Source organism: Enterobacter sp. KB-280D8 (assembly GCF_041399405.1).
In the GTDB taxonomy this organism is placed as follows: domain Bacteria; phylum Pseudomonadota; class Gammaproteobacteria; order Enterobacterales; family Enterobacteriaceae; genus Enterobacter; species Enterobacter cloacae_N.
This window is the reverse complement of record NZ_JBGKEC010000004.1, coordinates 195,989-216,694: the sequence shown is the minus strand read 5'-3', so window position 1 is coordinate 216,694 and position 20,706 is coordinate 195,989. Positions and strand designations below refer to the sequence as shown.

Here is a 20,706-nt window from a genome sequence, read left to right as displayed (position 1 = left end):
GAGGGGAACAAACCACTCAGAACTCAACCACCACTTTCCCCCGCATATGCCCCTCCAGCACTTTACGGTGCGCTTCGGTAATGCTTTCCACGCTCAGCCCGTGCAGTGTTTCACTCAGCGAACTTTCTACCACGCCGTTATCCACCAGCTTCGCCACCTCATTGAGGATCTCACCCTGCCGCGCCATATCAGCGGTCTGGTACATGCTGCGGGTGTACATAAACTCCCAGTGCAGCGCGGCGGATTTGGACTTGAGCTTGTCCTGGTTCAGCGGATGTTCATTCTCAACGATGGAACAGATATGCCCCTGCGGTGCAATCAGTTCGCTGACCGCATCCCAGTGCCCGTCGGTGTCGTTGAGGATGAAAATGTAATCCACAAAGGTGATGTTCTGTTTTGCCAGCTCGCCTTTCAGATCGCGGTAGTTCACCACCGCGTCAGCCCCACGATCGCGGCACCATTGGGCGGAATCTTCTCGTGAAGCGGTTGCGATGACCTTCACTTTGCTGTTGTGCTTCGCAAACGGGATCGCCAGCGAGCCCACGCCGCCCGCGCCGCCGATGATCAGCAGCGTTTTGTCCGCCCCTGCATCCTGAATGTTCAGCCGTTCAAACAGGCCTTCCCACGCGGTGAGCGCGGTTAAGGGCAGTGCTGCGGCAGCCGCCCAGCCGAGGCTGGCAGGCTTGTGCCCGACTATGCGCGCATCGATCAGCTGATGCGTGGTGTTGCTGCCCGGGCGGGTGATGTCTCCCGCGTACCATACCTCGTCGCCCGGTTTGAATCCGGTCACGCCAGTCCCCACGGCTTTGACGATCCCGCTGGCATCCCAGCCGAGCACGCGCGGATCTTTCAGCCCGTTTTTGACAATGCCTGCGTGCACCTTGGTGTCTACAGGGTTTATGGAGACGGCTTTCACCTCCACCAGCAGATCGTGCTCGCCGGGCTGCGGCATAGGCGGGGTGATTTCAATGAAGGTGGATGGCTTTTCTGGGTTAACGGCAATGGCTTTAACAGACATGGTGTGCTCCTCAATGGCATGCGTTTTGTTGAGGCTAGTCTATTAAGTGGCCAGCTGCATGATAAGATGGACAATCAAGAACTCAGCGTTCGCAAAGGATGAACAATCATGTTTAAACAGCTGCAGGATATGGCTCTATTCGCGCTGGTGGCAGAGATGGGCAGCTTTACCGCGGCGGCGCAGAAGGCGGAACTGCCAAAATCCAGCGTGAGCCAGCGGATTAGTCAGCTGGAGCAGCAGGTGGGGATCCGCCTGCTCAACCGCACCACGCGCAGGATCAGCCTCACGTTCGCGGGCGAGCACTATCTGGTGCACTGTCGCGAGATGCTGGCGGCCAGCGAGCGGGCGGAGTACGCCATTCAACGGTTGCGTGAAAACCCCAGCGGGCGACTGCGGATCACCTGTCCGGCGGGGATTGGGGCGACGCTGCTGGCGCATATGAATGCCGAGTTCCAGCTTCGCTATCCTGACGTTTCGCTGGATGTGTCGATCTCTGACGATGTGGTGGATCTGGTCGAGTCCGGCTTTGACGTGGCGCTGCGCACCGGCAGGCCGCAGGACTCCTCCCTGATTGGCCGGATGATCGGGCATTGCCCGCGCTACATGCTGGCCTCGCCGGACTATCTGGCGCGTCGGGAGCCGCTGACGCATCCTCGCCAACTGGTGGATCACCGCAGTATTACGCACCGGGCGTGGTCGGAGTGGCTTCTGCGAAGCGAGGGCGAGGATTACCGCTACCTGCCGAATAATGCCCACTTGACCGATAATCTGGTGTACGCCCGCGAATGTGCGATTGCCGGTGCGGGGATCACGCTGTTACCCGCATTTCTGCTGGAAGATAAGATCGAAAAGGGTGCGCTGGTTCAGGTGCTGCCTGAGTGGAATGTTGAAGGTAACGATCTGTGGCTGGCCTATCCGAGCCGCAAGCTGAACTCGCCCGCGCTGATGAGCTATATCGAGTTTGCGATGCAGTTCGATGAGGTGAAGCGGTATTACGTGGGTGGGTGATTTTGTGCGGCCTGATGCCCTCACCCTGACCCTCTCCCACGGGGAGAGGGTACAAACATAAAAAACGGCAACCGAAGTTGCCGTTTTGCTTTTATTTCGCAATACGCTTGTACTTAATACGCTTCGGCTCCAGCGCGTCGGCGCCCAGCGTGCGTTTCTTGTACTCTTCGTATTCGGTGAAGTTACCTTCGAAGAACTCCACTTTACCTTCGTCCTGGTAGTCCAGGATGTGGGTGGCGATACGGTCCAGGAACCAGCGGTCGTGCGAGATAACCATCGCGCAGCCCGGGAACTCCAGCAGGGCGTTTTCCAGCGCGCGCAGGGTTTCGATATCCAGGTCGTTGGTTGGTTCATCGAGCAGCAGAACGTTACCGCCAACCTGCAGCAGCTTCGCCAGGTGTAGACGACCGCGCTCGCCGCCGGACAGCTCGCCCACGCGTTTGCCCTGGTCGGTGCCTTTGAAGTTAAAGCGGCCAACGTAGGCACGGCTTGGCATCTCGGTGTTGCCGATACGCATGATATCCAGACCGCCGGAGACTTCTTCCCACACGGTTTTGCTGTTATCCATCGCGTCACGGAACTGGTCAACGGAGGCCAGCTTCACGGTTTCACCCAGGGTGATAGAGCCGCTGTCAGGCTGTTCCTGACCGGACATCATGCGGAACAGGGTCGATTTACCCGCGCCGTTCGGACCGATGATCCCAACGATAGCGCCTTTCGGTACGGAGAAGCTCAGGTCGTCGATCAGCAGGCGGTCGCCGTAAGACTTGCGCAGGTTGCTGACTTCAACCACTTTATCCCCCAGACGTGCTCCAGGTGGAATAAACAGTTCGTTGGTTTCGTTACGTTTCTGGTATTCGGTGTTGTTCAGCTCTTCGAAGCGTGCCAGACGGGCTTTGCCCTTAGACTGACGGCCTTTCGCGCCCTGACGCACCCACTCCAGCTCTTTCTCAATAGACTTACGACGGGCCGCTTCCTGAGAAGCTTCCTGCGCCAGGCGCTGATCTTTCTGCTCCAGCCAGGAGGAGTAGTTGCCTTCCCACGGAATGCCTTCGCCGCGGTCCAGCTCCAGGATCCAGCCTGCGACATTGTCGAGGAAGTAACGGTCGTGGGTAATCGCCACCACGGTGCCTTCGAAGTCGTGCAGGAAGCGCTCCAGCCATGCCACGGATTCCGCATCCAGGTGGTTAGTCGGTTCATCGAGCAGCAGCATGTCTGGTTTTTCCAGCAGCAGGCGGCACAGCGCCACGCGGCGGCGTTCACCACCGGAGAGGTTCGCGATTTTCGCATCCCAGTCCGGCAGACGCAGGGCATCAGCCGCACGCTCCAGCTGCACGTTCAGGTTGTGACCATCGTGCGCCTGGATAATCTCTTCATATTTGCCCTGCTGAGCGGCCAGCTTGTCGAAGTCCGCATCCGGCTCGGCGTATTTGGCATACACTTCATCCAGACCTTTCAGGGCGTTAACCACTTCGGACACCGCTTCTTCAACGGACTCACGTACGGTGTGTTCCGGGTTCAGCTGAGGTTCCTGCGGCAGGTAGCCGATCTTGATGCCAGGCTGCGGACGGGCTTCACCTTCGATGTCTGTATCGATGCCGGCCATGATGCGCAGCAGGGTGGACTTACCGGCACCGTTGAGACCCAGAACACCAATTTTTGCGCCCGGGAAGAAGCTCAGCGAGATATTTTTAAGAATATGACGTTTCGGCGGGACAACTTTGCCGACACGATGCATGGTATAAACGAATTGAGCCACGTGGACTTCGCCTCTTTTATCGTAATGAGAAGGAATTTCAGCCTCGAAGTGTAGCCTTTTTCACGCCCTAATCCCAGCCAGGAACGTCGGGAGTGTTAAAACGCGCAAGAAAGGTAAAAAAGTGTCCATGACGTGGCGCGTTGCAGGATGCCTGGTTAGCATAAGTTGTTGTGACTTTGACGTGGCAAGACGCTGCAATTGACGAAAAAACAATGAGGAAGAGCTTGTGGAAAAAGCCAAACGGGTGGTCTGGCGTCTGCTGGCTGCCAGCGTATGCGTAATGGCGGTAAGCCAGGCGGTGCATGCAGATTCACTGGATGAACAACGTAACCGCTACGCCCAGATTAAACAGGCGTGGGACAACAAGCAGATGGATACCGTGCAGGCGCTGATGCCGACGCTCAAAGATTATCCGCTGTATCCGTATCTGGAGTATCGCCAGATTACCGACGATCTGATGAACCAGCCGACCGTCACCGTGAATAATTTCATTAAGGCGAACCCGACCCTGCCGCCTGCCCGGAATCTCCAGTCTCGTTTTGTGAATGAGCTGGCGCGTCGTGAAGACTGGCGCGGCCTGCTGGCGTTTAGCCCTGACAAGCCGAATACCACCGAAGCGCAGTGTAATTACTACTATGCGAAATGGGCGACCGGACAGCAGGAAGAGGCATGGGCCGGGGCGAAAGATCTGTGGTTGACCGGCAAAAGCCAGCCGAACGCCTGTGATTCCCTGTTTGGCGCATGGCGCGCGTCCGGCAAGCAGGACCCGCTGGCCTACCTTGAGCGCATCCGCCTGGCGATGAAAGCCGGCAACACGCGTCTGGTGACCGCGCTGGCAGGGCAGATGCCGTCCGATTACCAGACTATCTCCTCGGCGGTTATCGCGCTGGCAAACGATCCGAACAGCGTGCTGACCTTTGCCCGCAGCACGGGCTCGACCGATTTTACCCGCCAGATGGCGGCGGTGGCTTTTGCCAGCGTGGCGCGCGACGATGTCGAAAATGCGCGGCTGATGATCCCGCAGCTGGTGCAGGCGCAGCAGCTGAATGAAGATCAAACCCAGGAGCTGCGCGACATCGTGGCGTGGCGACTGATGGGCACGGATGTGACCGACGAACAGGCGCGCTGGCGAGACGATGCCATTATGCGTTCTAACTCCACGTCGCTGGTGGAACGCCGCGTGCGCATGGCGCTGGGTACCGGCGACCGCCGTGGCCTCAACACCTGGCTCGCGCGTTTGCCGATGGATGCCAAAGAGAAAGACGAATGGCGCTACTGGCAGGCGGATCTGCTGCTGGAGCGTGGTCGTGAAGGCGAAGCCAAAGATATTCTTCACTCGCTGATGCAGCAGCGTGGGTTCTATCCGATGGCGGCCGCCCAGCGTCTGGGCGAAGAGTACACGCTCAGGATCGACAAAGCGCCCGCTAATGCGAACCCGTCGCTGACGCAGGGACCAGAGATGGCGCGCGTTCGCGAGCTGATGTACTGGAACATGGATAACACCGCGCGCAGCGAGTGGGCCAACCTGGTGACCAGCCGCACCACGGATGAAAAAGCGCAGCTTGCCCGCTATGCGTTTGATAATCACTGGTGGGATCTGAGCGTGCAGGCGACGATCGCCGGTAAGCTGTGGGATCATCTCGAAGAGCGTTTCCCGCTGGCGTATAAAGATCTGTTTGACCGCTACACCAGCGGCAAAGATATCCCGCAAAGCTACGCCATGGCGATTGCTCGTCAGGAGAGCGCCTGGAACCCGAAAGTCCGTTCCCCGGTGGGCGCCAGCGGGCTGATGCAGATTATGCCTGGCACGGCAACGCACACGGTGAAGATGTTTAATATCCCTGGGTACAGTAGCCCGTCACAGCTGTTGGATCCGGATACCAACATCAACATCGGCACCAGCTACCTGCAGTACGTGTATCAGCAGTTCGGCAATAACCGTATCTTCGCGTCGGCGGCGTATAACGCCGGCCCGGGTCGCGTGCGCACCTGGCTTGGCAATAGCGCCGGACGCATCGACGCCGTGGCGTTTGTCGAGAGCATCCCGTTCTCGGAAACGCGCGGCTACGTGAAGAACGTGCTGGCCTATGACGCCTACTATCGCTACTTCATGGGGCAGAAAGATACCCTGATGAGCGATGCTGAGTGGCAGAGACGTTACTGATCGGCATGGGTTGTGTTATGCTGTACTCGCTAATGAGTACAAGAGGCAGCATAACATGACCCAGCATTCCCCATATTCCTCGGCGATGGCCGAACAGCGTCACCAGGAGTGGCTTCGTTTTGTGGAGCTGCTTCGCCAGTCTTACGAGCAGGATTTGCACCTACCCCTCATGCAGCTGATGCTCACGCCGGACGAGCGTGAGGCGCTGGGCACGCGCGTGCGCATCATTGAAGAGCTATTGCGCGGTGAGATGAGCCAGCGCGAGCTGAAAAACGAGCTGGGCGCGGGCATCGCGACCATCACCCGTGGATCGAACAGCCTGAAGTCTGCGCCGGTCGAGCTGCGTCAGTGGCTTGAGTCAGTCTTATTGGGCGATCAACGATAAATGGCGTTATGAAACGGGCTTAACGCCAGGATCACCGCCTGATGGTAAACCCCTGAACGCGTGAGCTTACCCGCCGTAAAGACGCCAATTGCCCCTTCTTTACGGCCAATCTCATCAATGCCGGTGTAGTGCGACATTACCGGCCCGAGCGCTTCACCTGCGCGGACTTTTTCCAGAATGATCTCCGGCAGCGGCAGGGTGGCCGAGCGTGCTTCGCCGCGCTGCTCGCGGCTTTCAATCACCACCCAGCTAAAGGTTGCGCCTTCGTCGATGCCTGCTTCTATGGCGGCCCAGAAGTCAGCTTTCGGGGCCGCGGCTTTTGCATTTGCCACGCGATTTCGTGCGCCAGCGCGCGTTTCCTCGCTGCCAAACGGCTGTTCAGGTACGCCACTCTCGACGCCGATGGCCTCAATATGGCAGGATCCTTCGCCGAAAATCTCTTCGAAAGCCTTTAGAATTGCCTGAATTTTGGCAGGATTGGTGGTAGCAGAGACAACATGGTGCATAATTAAGCTCGATTCAAAAAAACTCATCGCAGTATAACGGAAAAAAAGCATGTTACAGGTATACCTTGTTCGCCACGGTGAAACGCAGTGGAACGCCGAGCGACGTATTCAAGGCCAGTCAGACAGTCCTCTCACCGAGAAGGGTGTGCAGCAAGCGTGGCAGGTGGCGGAACGCGCCAGAACGCTGGGCATTACCCACGTTATTACCAGCGATTTAGGTCGCACACAGCAGACGGCGCGCATCATTGCAGACGCCTGCGGCTGCGATGTGATGCTTGAGCCGCGCCTGCGCGAGCTGGATATGGGCGTGCTGGAAAAGCGCCATATCGATACGCTGACGGAAACGGAAGAGGGCTGGCGTCGCACACTGGTGAACGGTACCGAAGATGGCCGTATTCCTGAGGGCGAATCCATGCAGGAGCTGAGCGTGCGTATGCATGCGGCACTGGCGGAATGCCTCAAGCTTCCGGCAGGCAGCCGTCCGCTGCTGGTGAGTCACGGTATCGCCCTGGGCTGTCTGGTGAGCACCATTCTGGGATTGCCGGCTTATGCCGAGCGCCGTTTGCGTCTGCGCAACTGCTCCATTTCCCGGATTGATTACCAGGAAAGCGCGTGGCTGGCGTCGGGCTGGGTGGTGGAGATGGCAGGGGACATTTCGCATCTCGATGCCCCTGCGCTTGACGAACTGCAGCGTTAACGACGGATCGGAATCAAGAATTCCATACGCAGATTGATTGGGCCTTCTTCCGGTTTGGCATCCTGCGCCGGGTAGTAGCGCTCAATATCCTGACCTTTACGGCGATTCAGATTCAGCATTGGCATGCAGGTTCCGTAAACGGTCAGGATAAACTCCTGGACGCCCGTTCCTAAACCCTCGTATGAGAACATCACATACTCGCCGCCTTCCAGTACGACAGGTTTAGAGCCCTGAATGTAGCCGTTGGCCATGTCAGGGGTGAGGGCGGTGGTGTAAAACACCTCCTGCTCGTCGTCTTTTTCCTGGCTTGGATGCGTTTCGTTGAGGCCATACAGGATCGGCGGAATGGCCGGCGCATGGCTCAGGAAATCGCGCCAGAACTGGACGCGCATCTGATGACGGAACTCAGAAATCTGCTCCAGAGAGCAGGAATAGCTCTGGGTCGTACCGATCAGATGGGTTTCCGGCAGAGTGACCATTTCGTATTTCGGCATTGCGAACTCGCCCAGACGCAGCGGCGGACGCATACCAAACGAGCTCCAGTCAGGCGAGCGGCGATAGAGCGCTGGCGTCAACGAGAACTGTTTTTTAAAGGCGCGGGTGAAGGTCTGCTGCGAATCAAAACGGTACTGCAAAGCAATATCCAGAATGGGCCGCGCCGTCAGGCGCAACGCTACAGCAGATTTCGATAAACGACGTGCGCGAATATAGGCCCCGATAGCATGACCGGTGACATCCTTGAACATCCTTTGCAGATGCCACTTGGAATAGCCCGCTTTAGCCGCCACATTATCCAGTGACAAAGGCTGGTCGAGATGACCTTCCAGCCAGGTGAGCAGGTCGCGAATAATTCCAGCCTGATCCATATACTATCCTCATCCTTAAAACAGCAGGTGCCTGATAACAGGTTAGCGGATAATAGCATTTTTTGATGTTTTAGCATTCAGTGTTTTTTTTGCGCATTAATGCCTTTTCTCCTTCGTTTTGGGTGAATATATTCTAATCCTGTGATCTTGCTACATTTTTGACTAACGTGTTGAATAATTGCTCAGTGCAATTTTAAAGAATGGTAACAATATGAAATACAAGACTTTGCTTCTTACTGCCCTGTTGCTGGTAGCGGGCCGTGCGGCGCAGGCGGAACAGATTGGTTCTGTCGATACCGTGTTCAAAATGTTCGGTCCGGACCACAAAATTGTGGTGGAGGCGTTTGACGATCCGGACGTGAAAAACGTTACCTGCTACGTTAGCCGCGCGAAGACGGGCGGTATTAAAGGCGGCCTGGGGCTGGCGGAAGACACTTCCGATGCGGCGATCTCCTGTCAGCAGGTGGGGCCGGTTGAGCTGAGCGATAAAATCAAAAACGGCAAAGCGCAGGGCGATGTGGTATTCCAGAAACGGACCTCGCTGGTGTTTAAAAAGCTACAGGTGGTGCGTTTCTATGATGCCAAACGCAACACCCTGGCCTACCTGGCGTATTCCGACAAAGTGGTGGAAGGCTCACCGAAAAACGCGATCAGCGCGGTGCCGATTATGCCGTGGCATTAATGCAGGGATGAACCATGCAACAACCTGTGGTCTGGCTGGTTGAAGACGAAACCAGTATCGCCGATACGCTTATCTACATGCTTCAGCAGGAAGGGTTTGCGGTAAAGGCGTTTGAACGGGGGCTACCGGTGCTGGAGGCGGCGCGGCGGCAGGTTCCGGCGCTCGCCATTCTGGACGTCGGGCTGCCGGACATCAGCGGTTTCGAGCTCTGCCGCCAGCTTCTTGCGCAGCATCCATCACTGCCCGTGCTGTTTCTGACGGCACGCAGTGACGAAGTGGATAAACTCCTCGGCCTGGAAATGGGCGCAGACGACTACGTCGCCAAACCTTTCTCCCCGCGCGAGGTATGTGCCCGGGTAAGGACCATTTTACGGCGGATGCAAAAATCCGCCGCGCCAGCAGAGACGGTGCGTATCGGGCAGTTTGAGCTGAACGAACCTGCAGCCCGAATCAGCTGGTGCGGTGAAGCATTGCCCCTGACCCGCTACGAATTCTTGCTGCTCAAAACCCTGTTACAGGCGCCCGGACGAGTATTTTCTCGCCAGCAACTCATGGACAAGGTATGGGGTGAAGACGGGGACAGTTTCGATCGTACCGTGGATACCCACATCAAAACCCTGCGCGCCAAGCTGCGGGCGGTGAACGAGGAACTTTCACCCATCAGCACCCATCGCGGTATGGGCTATAGTCTGGGCCTTTACTGATGCGCATTGGGATGCGGTTGTTGCTGGGATATTTCCTCATCGTGGCCATCGCCGCGTGGTTTGTGCTGTCGATCTTTGTTCAGGAAGTGAAGCCCGGCGTGCGCAGGGCAACCGAGGGCACGTTGATCGATACCGCGACCTTGCTCGCCGAAGTCGGGCGTGAGGATCTTCTTTCGGGCAATGCGCAGCAGGGCAAACTGGCGCAGGCCTTTTCCCAACTCCATCAGCGGCCTTTCCGCGCCAATATCGGCGGCATTCATAAGGTGCGCAACGAGTATCACGTCTATATGACCGATGCGCAGGGTAGAGTGGTTTTTGATTCCGCCGGTCTGGCCGTGGGGCAGGATTACTCTCGCTGGAACGACGTCTGGCTGACGCTTCGCGGCGAATACGGCGCGCGCAGTACTCAGATCAATCCCGAGGATCCGGAGAGTACGGTGATGTATGTTGCAGCGCCGGTTGTGGAGCAGGGCAAAATCATCGGCGTGCTGTCGGTAGGGAAACCTAACAGCGCGATGGCACCGGTTATCCATCGCAGCGAGCGGCGAATTCTGTGGGCAGGCGGGGCGCTGCTCGGCATTGCTTTGCTGATCGGTCTTTTTGTCGCCTGGTGGATCAACCGTTCCATCAGTACGTTATCGCGCTACGCCGACTCGGTGACCACCGACACGCCTCTCCCGCTGCCCAATCCAGGTAGTAGCGAACTGCACAAGCTGGCCCAGGCGCTGGAAAATATGCGCATTCGCCTCGAAGGGAAAAACTATATTGAACGCTATGTCCATGCGCTCACCCACGAGCTGAAAAGCCCGATCGCCGCCATACGCGGCGCGGCGGAAATACTCGCCGAGCAGCCGCCGCCGCAGGTGGCTGCTCGTTTCATCGATAATATTCTGGTACAAAACGCGCGAATGCAGTCGCTGGTTGAAAAACTGCTCGCTCAGGCTCGGCTTGAAAATCGGGTCGAGATTACGCCCGAGGCCGTCCGGGTCGACTCGCTGTTTACCCGGCTTGCCGACGCGCGATCGGCGCAGCTGGCGACAAAAGAGATTGCGCTGACCCTCCAGCCTGCTTCGCTTTATGTTGAAGGCGATCCCGATCTGCTCGAACAGGCGCTCGGCAATTTACTGGATAACGCTATCGATTTTACGCCGCAGGGCGGATCCATAGAACTGGCGGCCCGGGAAGAGCGCGGGCAGATACAGCTGATCGTCACCGACAGCGGAAGCGGGATCCCGAATTACGCGCAGGATCGTATTTTTGAACGCTTCTATTCCCTGCCGCGGGAGAACGGGTTTAAGAGCAGCGGGCTTGGGCTGGCCTTTGTCCGGGAGGTGGCTCGTCTGCATCAGGGAGACATTACATTGCGCAATCGTGATGAAGGTGGCGTGATGGCCACGCTGACACTTCACCGTCCCTTCACATAACTTCAAACTGCCCCCACACAGCCTGGTTACGCTCTCCTCATCACAAAGGAGACGTAATGATGAAATCCCCCCTGTTCTGGAAAGTAAGCACCCTGCTGGGGTGCATTCTGCTGCTGTTAGTTCCGCTGTTTATGGTGAGTAACCTCATTTCAGAGCGTGAAAGCTACCGTAACGATGTCGAAAATACGCTTCGCCAGAGTACCAGTGGACCGCAAAAACTGGTCGGCCCACTGATTGCGATCCCGGTGACGGAGATCTTCTACAAGTTAGAGGATGAGAAGAACGTCGAATACAAGAAAAGCTATATGCGCTTTATCCTGCCGGAGTCTCTGCTGGTTGAGGGTAACCAGCACGTTGAGTCCCGAAATATCGGTATTTATGACGGGCAGATCTGGAACACTAAACTCAACATAAAAGCACGGTTCAACACCGAAAAAATCACGCAGCTGAAAGGGGAGGCGATGACCCTGGGGCAGCCGTTTATCGTTGTTGGCGTGGGCGACGCTCGCGGTATTGGCACGGTGAACGTCTCCAGTATCAACGGTGAGACGCTGGGCGTAGAGCCGGGTTTAGGCGTGTATGGGGGGCTTTCCGGGATTCATATCCCGCTGACGGACAAAGCGCTGGAGCCAAAAACGTTTGTCATGGAGATGTCGCTGAATCTGGCAGGGACGGGAAGTTTTGCCGTGGTGCCTGTGGGACGTAACAGTGAAATGGCGCTGAACAGTAACTGGCCACATCCAGGCTTTATGGGTAACTATCTGCCGGTGAAGCACAAAATTGGTGATTCCGGTTTCCAGGCGAACTGGCAGAGCAGCTGGTTTGCGAACAACCTTGAGAGCTGGTTCAACGGCAGTGAATCTCCGGCGTGGGAGTCGATCCCCGCTTTCAGCGTCACGGTAGCCACGCCCGCCGATCAGTATCAACTGACTGACCGGGCGATCAAGTACGCTATTTTACTGATTGCGCTGACGTTTATGGCCTTCTTTGTTTTCGAAACTCTGACCGGGCTGCGCCTGCACCCGATGCAGTATCTGCTGGTGGGGCTGTCGCTGGTGCTGTTCTATCTGGTGCTGCTGGCGCTGTCAGAACACGTCGGCTTTACGCCAGCCTGGGTTGTTGCAAGTCTGGTTGGCGCGGCGATGAACGGGATGTACCTGCGGGCTGTGCTGAAAAGCTGGAAGCGTAGCGGGCTGTTCGTGCTGGCCCTGCTGGGGCTGGACGTGGTGATGTGGTTCTTGCTGCGCTCGGAGGATAGCGCGCTGCTGTTGGGGTCAGCGGTGCTGGCGCTGGCACTGTTCGCCGTGATGTACCTGACCCGACATCTCGACTGGTATTCACTTTCACAGCCGAAGCGGTCTGAGCCAGCTGCATCGCCGGATGACGATACGATGCGGATCTGGAAATAAAAAAAACGGCGCAAATGCGCCGTTTTTTCATGGGTTAACTGCCGGATTACTCCTGCAGGTCTCCGCAGAAGCGGTACCCTTCGCCGTGGATCGTGGCGATAATTTCCGGCGTATCAGGCGTAGATTCGAAATGTTTACGAATACGACGGATGGTCACGTCTACGGTACGGTCATGAGGCTTCAGCTCACGGCCGGTCATTTTCTTCAGCAGCTCTGCACGGGACTGAATTTTGCCCGGGTTTTCGCAGAAGTGCAGCATCGCGCGGAATTCACTGCGCGGCAGTTTATACTGCTCACCGTTCGGGCTAATCAGCGAACGGCTATTGATATCAAGTTCCCAGCCGTTGAATTTGTAGCTGTCGACGCTACGGCGCTCTTCGCTGACTGTGCCCAGGTTCATGGTGCGGGACAGCAGGTTGCGTGCACGAATGGTTAACTCGCGAGGATTGAACGGCTTGGTGATGTAGTCATCCGCACCGATTTCCAGGCCAAGGATCTTATCAACTTCGTTGTCACGGCCCGTCAGGAACATTAACGCGACGTTCGCCTGCTCGCGCAATTCGCGCGCCAGAAGAAGACCGTTTTTGCCCGGCAGGTTGATATCCATGATCACCAGGTTGATATCATTTTCAGAAAGGATCTGATGCATCTCTGCGCCATCGGTCGCTTCAAAGACATCGTAGCCTTCTGCTTCGAAAATGCTCTTTAACGTGTTGCGTGTTACCAACTCGTCTTCAACGATAAGAATGTGCGGGGTCTGCATGTTTGCTACCTAAATTGCCAACTAAATCGAAACAGGAAGTACAAAAGTCCCTGACCTGCCTGATACATGTCGCAAATTAACATGATCGGCTTAACGTGACTAAAGTACGTAATTGCGTTCTTGATGCACTTTCCATCAACGTCAACAACATCATTAGCTTGGTCTTGGGTACTTTCCCTTTGGACCCGACAGTGTCAAAAACGGCTGTCATCCTAACCATTTTAACAGCAACATAACAGGCTAAGTGACACCAGACACCCAATAAAACTACGCTTCGTTGACATATATCAAGTTCAATTGTAGCACGTTAACAGTTTGATGAAATCATCGTAGCCGAATGCTAGCCTTTGTCACAATTTTTCAATAAACCAACTAGTTGCGGAGATTGATTTATAAACGAAGCGAATCCAATCAGAATAGGGTATTCATGTTGCCATTATCATTATAAAACATAGGGATAATAGGCTCCTGTTAACATTCTAACTGATTGTTCAGACACAAAATAGTTTAGCGTCTTTAATTTATTATGAAACGCTATTTCGGTGATTCGTGTTGCAAATTTGTAAATTCGCGCTGCGTAATATGTTGAAGTGCATCACATTTTTACCCGCTAACTGATTAAAAAGAGAGCATAAATGCATCTGTCGATTGTACTGGTCGCTCCAGCCAGAGCCGAAAATATAGGCGCTGCGGCGCGCGCCATGAAGACCATGGGTTTTACCGATTTACGTATTGTGGACAGCACTGCGCACCTGGAGCCTGCCGCCCGCTGGGTGGCGCACGGTTCGGGTGATATTCTCGATAATATAAAGACTTACGCTACGCTTGCCGACGCGCTGCACGATATTTCGTTTACCGTTGCGACCACCGCACGCAGCCGGGCGAAGTTCCACTACTACGTCACGCCTGCTGAACTGGTACCCATGCTGGAGGAGAAAAGCCAGTGGCTGGAGAAAGCCGCGCTGGTATTTGGTCGCGAAGATTCCGGGCTCACCAACGAAGAGCTTGAGCTGGCGGACGTTCTCACCGGTGCGCCGATGGTAGCCGATTATCCTTCCCTGAATTTAGGCCAGGCGGTCATGGTCTATTGCTATCAATTAGCCTCCCTAATGCAAATCCCCCAACCTCAGGCAGAAGCGGCAAATGAAAATCAGCTGGCCGCGCTTCGTGCCCGCGTGGAGAGCCTGCTATCGAGCCTTGGCGTTGCGGACGATCAAAAAATGGCCGACTGGCTACAGCAGCGCCTTGGACGTCTTGAGCAGCGGGACACTGCCATGTTGCACCGTTTGCTGCACGATATTGAAAAAAAATTGGCCGAGTAAAATGCTGCCAGAAGTTTTTAGTATGGCGAAAAGGTCTGTCGTGGAGGGTTGCAGTTGGGGGATTAGGATGAAAATAAAACGGCGCGCAGCGTGACGTGAACGTCTGCGGAATTGTGATCAAATTAAAAATTCATTGACTTAAGGTGCCCGATCCTTTAACCCTAAAAGAATACAGCACAGACAGATAATAATGACAGAGTACACAACATCCATGAAACGCATCAGCATCACCACCATTACCACAACCATCATCATTACCACAGGTAACGATGCGGGCTGACGCGTACAGGAAAAACAGAAAAAAGCCCGCACCTGAACAGTGCGGGCTTTTTTTTCGGCTAAAGGAAACGAGGTAGAACCATGCGAGTGTTGAAGTTCGGCGGTACATCAGTGGCAAATGCAGAACGCTTTCTGCGTGTTGCCGATATCCTGGAGAGCAACGCCAGGCAGGGGCAGGTTGCGACCGTCCTCTCTGCCCCGGCAAAAATCACAAACCATCTGGTGGCGATGATTGAAAAGACCATCGGTGGCCAGGATGCACTCCCGAACATCAGCGACGCAGAGCGTATCTTCGCTGAGCTGCTGCAGGGGCTGGCAGAGGCACAGCATGGTTTCCCGCTCGCGCAGCTGAAGTCTTTCGTTGAGCAGGAGTTTGCTCAGATCAAACATGTGCTGCACGGCATCAGCCTGCTGGGCCAATGCCCGGACAGCGTCAACGCGGCGCTGATCTGCCGGGGCGAAAAACTCTCCATCGCCATCATGGCGGGCGTGCTGGAAGCGCGCGGCCATAGCGTGACCGTTATCAACCCGGTTGAGAAACTGCTGGCGGTGGGTCACTACCTCGAATCTACCGTTGATATTGCCGAATCAACCCGCCGTATCGCCGCAAGCAAAATTCCCGCTGACCACATGATCCTGATGGCAGGCTTCACTGCCGGAAATGAGAAGGGTGAACTGGTGGTGCTGGGCCGCAACGGCTCCGACTACTCTGCCGCCGTGCTGGCTGCCTGTTTACGCGCGGACTGTTGTGAGATCTGGACTGACGTCGACGGCGTCTATACCTGCGACCCGCGTCAGGTGCCGGACGCCAGGCTGCTGAAGTCGATGTCGTATCAGGAAGCGATGGAGCTTTCTTACTTCGGCGCCAAAGTGCTTCACCCGCGTACCATCTCCCCGATTGCCCAGTTCCAGATCCCTTGCCTGATTAAAAACACCGGTAACCCACAGGCGCCAGGCACGCTGATTGGTGCCAGCAGCGATGAAGATGGCCTGCCGGTGAAAGGTATTTCCAACCTGAACAATATGGCGATGTTCAGCGTCTCCGGTCCCGGGATGAAGGGGATGGTCGGCATGGCGGCGCGCGTTTTTGCGGCCATGTCACGCAACGGTATCTCGGTGGTGCTGATCACCCAGTCCTCTTCCGAGTACAGCATCAGCTTCTGCGTGCCGCAGGTCGACTGTCTGCGCGCCCGCCGCGCGCTGGAAGAAGAGTTCTACCTGGAGTTAAAAGAGGAACTGCTGGAGCCGCTCTCCATTCAGGAGCGCCTGGCCGTGATCTCTGTGGTCGGTGACGGTATGCGCACTCTGCGCGGTATCTCCGCCAAATTCTTTGCCGCGCTGGCGCGGGCCAATATCAATATCGTGGCGATTGCTCAGGGCTCGTCCGAGCGTTCAATTTCCGTTGTTGTGGATAACGACGATGCGACCACCGGCGTTCGCGTGGTGCACCAGATGCTGTTCAACACCGATCAGGTGATCGAGCTGTTCCTGATTGGCGTAGGAGGGGTCGGTGGCGCATTGCTGGAGCAGGTGAAGCGCCAGCAGGAGTGGCTTAAGAAAAAACATATCGACCTGCGCGTCTGCGGTATCGCCAACTCCAGGGCGCTGCTGACCAACGTCCACGGTCTTAACCTGGAAAACTGGCAGGCGGAGCTGGAGGAGGCGAAAGAGCCGTTCAACCTGGGGCGCCTGATCCGTCTGGTGAAAGAGTATCACCTGCTTAACCCGGTGATCGTTGACTGTACCTCAAACCAGGCTGTGGCCGACCAGTACGCCGATTTCCTGCGCGAAGGCTTCCACGTGGTGACGCCGAACAAAAAGGCCAACACCTCGTCGATGGATTACTATCACCAGATGCGTCTGGCGGCGAGCAAGTCGCGCCGCAAGTTCCTGTACGACACTAACGTCGGTGCCGGCCTGCCGGTTATCGAAAATCTGCAAAACCTGCTGAACGCGGGCGACGAACTGCAGCGTTTCTCCGGCATTCTCTCCGGCTCCCTGTCGTTTATTTTCGGCAAGCTCGATGAGGGCATGAGCCTCTCGGAAGCGACCCGTGCCGCGCGCGAGCTGGGCTATACCGAGCCGGACCCGCGTGACGATCTCTCCGGTATGGACGTGGCGCGTAAGCTGCTGATCCTGGTGCGTGAAACGGGGCGCGAGCTTGAGCTTTCCGATATCGTGATTGAACCCGTGTTGCCAGCCGAGTTTGACAGCAGCGGCGATGTCAGCACCTTTATGGCGAATTTGCCCCAGCTTGACGACGCTTTTGCCGCGCGAGTGGCGAAAGCCCGTGATGAAGGTAAGGTATTGCGCTATGTTGGCAACATTGAAGAAGATGGCGTATGCCGGGTGAAGATTGCCGAAGTGGATGGCAACGACCCGCTGTACAAAGTTAAAAACGGCGAAAACGCCCTCGCGTTTTACAGCCACTATTATCAGCCATTGCCGCTGGTGCTTCGCGGCTATGGCGCAGGGAACGATGTTACGGCGGCGGGTGTGTTTGCCGATCTGCTGCGTACCCTGTCATGGAAGTTAGGAGTTTAACATGGTCAAAGTTTATGCCCCGGCTTCCAGCGCCAATATGAGCGTCGGATTTGACGTGCTGGGTGCGGCGGTGACGCCGGTAGATGGTTCGCTGCTGGGCGATACGGTCACGGTTGAAGCGGCAGAGAGCTTCAGCTTGAATAACGTGGGCCGCTTTGCCAGTAAGCTGCCGTCTGAGCCGCGCGAGAATATTGTCTATCAGTGCTGGGAACGATTCTGTCAGGAGATCGGCAAAAATGTGCCGGTCGCCATGACGCTGGAAAAAAGTATGCCGATTGGCTCGGGCCTGGGCTCCAGCGCCTGTTCGGTGGTTGCCGCACTGGTGGCGATGAACGAGCACTGCGGTAAGCCGCTGAATAACAGCCGTCTGCTGGGGCTGATGGGCGAGCTTGAAGGACGCATCTCCGGCAGTATTCATTACGATAACGTGGCGCCGTGCTTCCTCGGCGGCATGCAGCTGATGATCGAAGAAAATGGCATCATCAGCCAGCAGGTGCCAGGGTTTGATGAGTGGCTATGGGTGCTGGCGTATCCGGGCATTAAGGTCTCTACCGCGGAAGCGCGTGCGATCCTGCCTGCGCAGTATCGTCGCCAGGACTGCATCGCCCACGGGCGTCATCTGGCGGGCTTTATCCACGCCTGCTACACCCGTCAGCCGCAGCTGGCGGCGAAGCTAATGAAGGACGTCATTGCCGAGCCGTACCGCACGAAGCTGCTGCCCGGCTTTAACGAGGCGCGACAGGCTTCAATGGATATCGGCGCGCAGGCGTGCGGCATCTCCGGCTCCGGCCCGACGCTGTTCGCCCTGTGCGATAAGCCAGACACCGCGCAGCGCGTGGCGGACTGGCTCTCTAAACACTACCTGCAAAATCAGGAAGGCTTTGTTCATATTTGCCGTCTGGACACGGCTGGCGCACGAGTACTGGGATAATTAATGAAACTCTACAACCTTAAAGATCATAACGAGCAGGTCAGCTTCGCGCAGGCGGTGTCTCAGGGGCTGGGCAAAAACCAGGGGCTGTTTTTCCCGCATGACTTGCCGGAATTCCAGCTGACCGACATCGACGAACTGCTGAAACAGGATTTTGTCACCCGCAGCACCAAAATTCTTTCTGCATTTATCGGCGACGAAATCCCGCAGGAGCTGCTGGAAGAGCGCGTGCGCGCGGCGTTTGCTTTCCCGGCTCCGGTTAAGCAGGTGGAGCCTGACGTTGGCTGTCTGGAGCTGTTCCACGGCCCGACCCTGGCGTTTAAAGATTTCGGCGGCCGCTTTATGGCGCAGATGCTGACCCACATCAGCGGCGACAAACCGGTGACCATCCTGACCGCCACCTCCGGCGATACCGGCGCGGCGGTGGCGCACGCGTTCTATGGCCTGAAAAACGTCCGCGTGGTGATCCTCTATCCAAAAGGCAAGATCAGCCCGCTGCAGGAAAAACTGTTCTGCACCCTCGGCGGCAACATTGAAACCGTGGCGATCGACGGCGATTTCGATGCCTGCCAGGCGCTGGTCAAGCAGGCGTTCGATGATGAAGAGCTGAAGGCCGCGCTGGGGCTGAACTCGGCGAACTCCATCAATATCAGCCGTCTGCTGGCGCAGATCTGCTACTACTTCGAAGCGGTGGCGCAGCTGCCGCAGGAAGCGCGCAATCAGCTGGTAGTTTCCGTACCAAGCGGTAACTTTGGTGACCTGACGGCGGGCCTGCTGGCGAAATCTCTGGGGCTGCCGGTCAAACGCTTTATCGCTGCTACCAACGCCAACGACACCGTGCCGCGCTTCCTGAAAGACGGCAAATGGGCTCCTAACGCCACGCAGGCCACGCTCTCCAATGCCATGGACGTGTCACAGCCGAACAACTGGCCGCGCGTAGAAGAGCTGTTCCGCCGTAAGATCTGGCGTCTGGGTGACCTGGGCTACGCCGCGGTGACGGACGAAACCACCAAAGCCACCATGCGCGAGCTGAAGGCGGTGGGGTACACCTCTGAGCCGCACGCGGCAATTGCCTACCGGGCGCTGCGCGACCAGCTTAACCCGGGTGAATATGGCCTGTTCCTGGGCACCGCGCATCCGGCGAAGTTCAAAGAGAGCGTGGAAGCGATCCTGGGCGAAACGCTGCCGCTGCCGAAAGAGCTGGCCGAGCGTGCTGACCTGCCGCTGCTGTCTCATGAGCTGCCGGCGGACTTTGCGGCGCTGCGTAAGTTGATGATGACGCGCGCGTGATTGTGTTGCCCGGTGGCGGCTACGCCTTACCGGGCCTGCAACGACCGCGACCACCGTCCGGGACCGGACTGGAAACACCATTAACGCAAAACCCCGCCAGCAGGCGGGGTTGTTTTTTACTGCTCGTGACGCTTAAACACCAGTTCGCCTTTCCCCGACGCCTCTTCGTCAAAGAAATACCCTTCACTGTTAAACCCGGTCAGCTGCTCCGGCTTCGTCAGGCGGTTCTGAATGATGTAGCGGCTCATCAGGCCACGCGCTTTTTTGGCGTAGAAGCTGATGACCTTGAACTTGCCGTTCTTCTCATCAAGGAAGACCGGCTTAACGATCTCCGCGTTCAGCTTTTTCGGTTTCACCGACTTGTAGTACTCATCGGATGCCAGGTTAACCACCACGTTATCGCCCTGAGCGTGCAGCGCCGCGTTCAGCTTGTCGGTGATGATGTCGCCCCAGAAATGGTACAGGTCTTTGCCTTTGGCGTTTTCCAGGCGAATCCCCATCTCCAGACGATATGGCTGCATCAGATCCAGCGGGCGCAGCACGCCATACAGACCCGACAGCATGCGTAGATGCTGCTGGGCAAAATCAAAGTCGGCTTCGCTAAAATCTTCCGCCTGCAGGCCGGTGTAGACATCGCCCTTAAACGCCAGGATCGCCTGGCGCGCATTGGCGGGGGTGAAATCCGGGTGCCACTCATGGAATCGGGTCGCGTTAAGGTCTGCCAGCTTGTCGCTGATGCTCATCAGCGAGGCGATTTGCGGCGCCGAGAGCTTACGCGCTTCGCGGATCAGCTGTTGCGAGTAGTCCAGCAGTTCTGGCTGGGTATAACGCTCGGTGGCGAGCGGGCTCTGGTAGTCGAGCGTTTTTGCAGGTGAAATCAGAATCAGCATATCCAGTCCTTGCAGGAAATTTAGAGCGACTTTAACAAAAAATCGCCCTGAATTGATCGATAGCT

At 56.7% G+C, this 20,706-nt stretch carries 20 protein-coding genes and 1 other annotated feature; of the genes, 14 read left to right on the top strand and 6 right to left on the bottom strand.

The genetic code is table 11. The features are described from left to right. Nucleotides 1-16: 16 nt before the first annotated feature. Nucleotides 17-1,018, bottom strand: coding sequence for a zinc-binding alcohol dehydrogenase family protein (locus AB8818_RS13955; protein WP_192981941.1), 1,002 nt, complete (start codon nucleotides 1,016-1,018; stop codon nucleotides 17-19). A 108-nt stretch (nucleotides 1,019-1,126) separates the two neighbouring features. On the opposite strand from AB8818_RS13955, the gene AB8818_RS13950 reads away from it, so the two are divergent. Then, nucleotides 1,127-2,026 (top strand): LysR family transcriptional regulator, encoded by a 900-nt coding sequence (locus AB8818_RS13950; protein WP_163331148.1) that lies wholly within the window; start codon nucleotides 1,127-1,129, stop codon nucleotides 2,024-2,026. A gap of 91 nt (nucleotides 2,027-2,117) precedes the next feature. On the opposite strand, the gene ettA is transcribed toward AB8818_RS13950, so the two are convergent. Beyond that, the gene (ettA, locus tag AB8818_RS13945; RefSeq protein ID WP_032660788.1) at nucleotides 2,118-3,785 is read right to left on the bottom strand and encodes an energy-dependent translational throttle protein EttA; all 1,668 of its coding nucleotides are present in this window, start codon (nucleotides 3,783-3,785) and stop codon (nucleotides 2,118-2,120) included. Nucleotides 3,786-4,011: 226 nt separating this feature from the next. Here ettA and sltY point away from each other — a divergent pair, with 226 nt between their 5' ends. Together sltY and trpR are read left to right on the top strand one after the other, a co-directional pair. Beyond that, nucleotides 4,012-5,949, top strand: coding sequence for a murein transglycosylase (gene sltY, locus AB8818_RS13940; RefSeq protein ID WP_233002939.1), 1,938 nt, complete (start codon nucleotides 4,012-4,014; stop codon nucleotides 5,947-5,949). 55 nt (nucleotides 5,950-6,004) lie between these two features. Further along, on the top strand, nucleotides 6,005-6,334 hold the full coding sequence (gene trpR, locus AB8818_RS13935) for a trp operon repressor (RefSeq protein WP_061099291.1): 330 nt from the start codon (nucleotides 6,005-6,007) through the stop codon (nucleotides 6,332-6,334). Here trpR and yjjX read toward each other — a convergent pair. Next, nucleotides 6,325-6,840, bottom strand: a complete 516-nt coding sequence (gene yjjX / locus AB8818_RS13930; protein ID WP_192981947.1) for an inosine/xanthosine triphosphatase — start codon at nucleotides 6,838-6,840, stop codon at nucleotides 6,325-6,327. The genes trpR and yjjX overlap by 10 nt on opposite strands. Before the next feature lie 49 nt (nucleotides 6,841-6,889). Between yjjX and gpmB the strand changes: the two genes are divergently transcribed. Next, nucleotides 6,890-7,537, top strand: coding sequence for a 2,3-diphosphoglycerate-dependent phosphoglycerate mutase GpmB (gene gpmB / locus AB8818_RS13925; RefSeq protein WP_008502057.1), 648 nt, complete (start codon nucleotides 6,890-6,892; stop codon nucleotides 7,535-7,537). On the opposite strand, the gene robA is transcribed toward gpmB, so the two are convergent. Beyond that, nucleotides 7,534-8,403, bottom strand: a complete 870-nt coding sequence (gene robA, locus AB8818_RS13920) for an MDR efflux pump AcrAB transcriptional activator RobA (protein WP_116342407.1) — start codon at nucleotides 8,401-8,403, stop codon at nucleotides 7,534-7,536. The genes gpmB and robA overlap by 4 nt on opposite strands. Before the next feature lie 211 nt (nucleotides 8,404-8,614). On the opposite strand from robA, the gene creA reads away from it, so the two are divergent. Genes creA through creD form a run of 4 tightly spaced genes read left to right on the top strand, consistent with a single transcriptional unit; the run spans nucleotide 8,615 to nucleotide 12,622 of the window. Further along, nucleotides 8,615-9,085: a protein CreA gene (gene creA, locus AB8818_RS13915; RefSeq protein WP_014882476.1), complete on the top strand. Its 471-nt coding sequence runs from the start codon at nucleotides 8,615-8,617 to the stop codon at nucleotides 9,083-9,085. 14 nt (nucleotides 9,086-9,099) lie between these two features. Beyond that, the gene (gene creB, locus AB8818_RS13910; protein WP_116342409.1) at nucleotides 9,100-9,789 is read left to right on the top strand and encodes a two-component system response regulator CreB; all 690 of its coding nucleotides are present in this window, start codon (nucleotides 9,100-9,102) and stop codon (nucleotides 9,787-9,789) included. Further along, nucleotides 9,789-11,213, top strand: coding sequence for a two-component system sensor histidine kinase CreC (gene creC / locus AB8818_RS13905; protein ID WP_192981950.1), 1,425 nt, complete (start codon nucleotides 9,789-9,791; stop codon nucleotides 11,211-11,213). Before creB ends, creC begins: the two co-directional genes overlap by 1 nt. Nucleotides 11,214-11,269: 56 nt before the next feature. Continuing rightward, entirely contained in the window at nucleotides 11,270-12,622 is a 1,353-nt protein-coding gene (gene creD, locus AB8818_RS13900; protein WP_371199909.1) for a cell envelope integrity protein CreD, read from the top strand. Between the two features lie 46 nt (nucleotides 12,623-12,668). Here the strand turns inward: creD and arcA are convergent, their stop codons facing one another. Next, nucleotides 12,669-13,385, bottom strand: a complete 717-nt coding sequence (arcA, locus tag AB8818_RS13895; protein WP_003856501.1) for a two-component system response regulator ArcA — start codon at nucleotides 13,383-13,385, stop codon at nucleotides 12,669-12,671. A gap of 95 nt (nucleotides 13,386-13,480) precedes the next feature. Between arcA and yjjY the strand changes: the two genes are divergently transcribed. The 6 genes from yjjY to thrC all read left to right on the top strand — a co-directional run bounded on the left by yjjY (nucleotide 13,481) and on the right by thrC (nucleotide 19,751). After that, nucleotides 13,481-13,621, top strand: a complete 141-nt coding sequence (gene yjjY / locus AB8818_RS13890; protein ID WP_085928893.1) for a protein YjjY — start codon at nucleotides 13,481-13,483, stop codon at nucleotides 13,619-13,621. A gap of 399 nt (nucleotides 13,622-14,020) precedes the next feature. Continuing rightward, on the top strand, nucleotides 14,021-14,707 hold the full coding sequence (locus tag AB8818_RS13885) for a tRNA/rRNA methyltransferase (protein WP_116342413.1): 687 nt from the start codon (nucleotides 14,021-14,023) through the stop codon (nucleotides 14,705-14,707). 211 nt (nucleotides 14,708-14,918) lie between these two features. After that, entirely contained in the window at nucleotides 14,919-14,987 is a 69-nt protein-coding gene (thrL, locus tag AB8818_RS13880; protein ID WP_015572623.1) for a thr operon leader peptide, read from the top strand. Then, nucleotides 14,926-15,043: a sequence feature (Thr leader region), on the top strand. Its footprint overlaps the gene before it by 62 nt. A 24-nt stretch (nucleotides 15,044-15,067) precedes the next feature. Next, nucleotides 15,068-17,530 carry a bifunctional aspartate kinase/homoserine dehydrogenase I gene (thrA, locus tag AB8818_RS13875; protein ID WP_116342415.1) on the top strand — a complete coding sequence of 821 codons (2,463 nt, stop codon included), beginning with the start codon at nucleotides 15,068-15,070 and terminating at the stop codon, nucleotides 17,528-17,530. 1 nt (nucleotide 17,531) lies between these two features. Next, nucleotides 17,532-18,461 carry a homoserine kinase gene (thrB, locus tag AB8818_RS13870; RefSeq protein WP_047957721.1) on the top strand — a complete coding sequence of 310 codons (930 nt, stop codon included), beginning with the start codon at nucleotides 17,532-17,534 and terminating at the stop codon, nucleotides 18,459-18,461. A 3-nt stretch (nucleotides 18,462-18,464) separates the two neighbouring features. Continuing rightward, nucleotides 18,465-19,751, top strand: a complete 1,287-nt coding sequence (thrC, locus tag AB8818_RS13865; RefSeq protein ID WP_192981953.1) for a threonine synthase — start codon at nucleotides 18,465-18,467, stop codon at nucleotides 19,749-19,751. 116 nt (nucleotides 19,752-19,867) lie between these two features. On the opposite strand, the gene yaaA is transcribed toward thrC, so the two are convergent. Next, nucleotides 19,868-20,641: a peroxide stress protein YaaA gene (yaaA, locus tag AB8818_RS13860; RefSeq protein WP_061099284.1), complete on the bottom strand. Its 774-nt coding sequence runs from the start codon at nucleotides 20,639-20,641 to the stop codon at nucleotides 19,868-19,870. Nucleotides 20,642-20,706 lie beyond the last annotated feature (65 nt).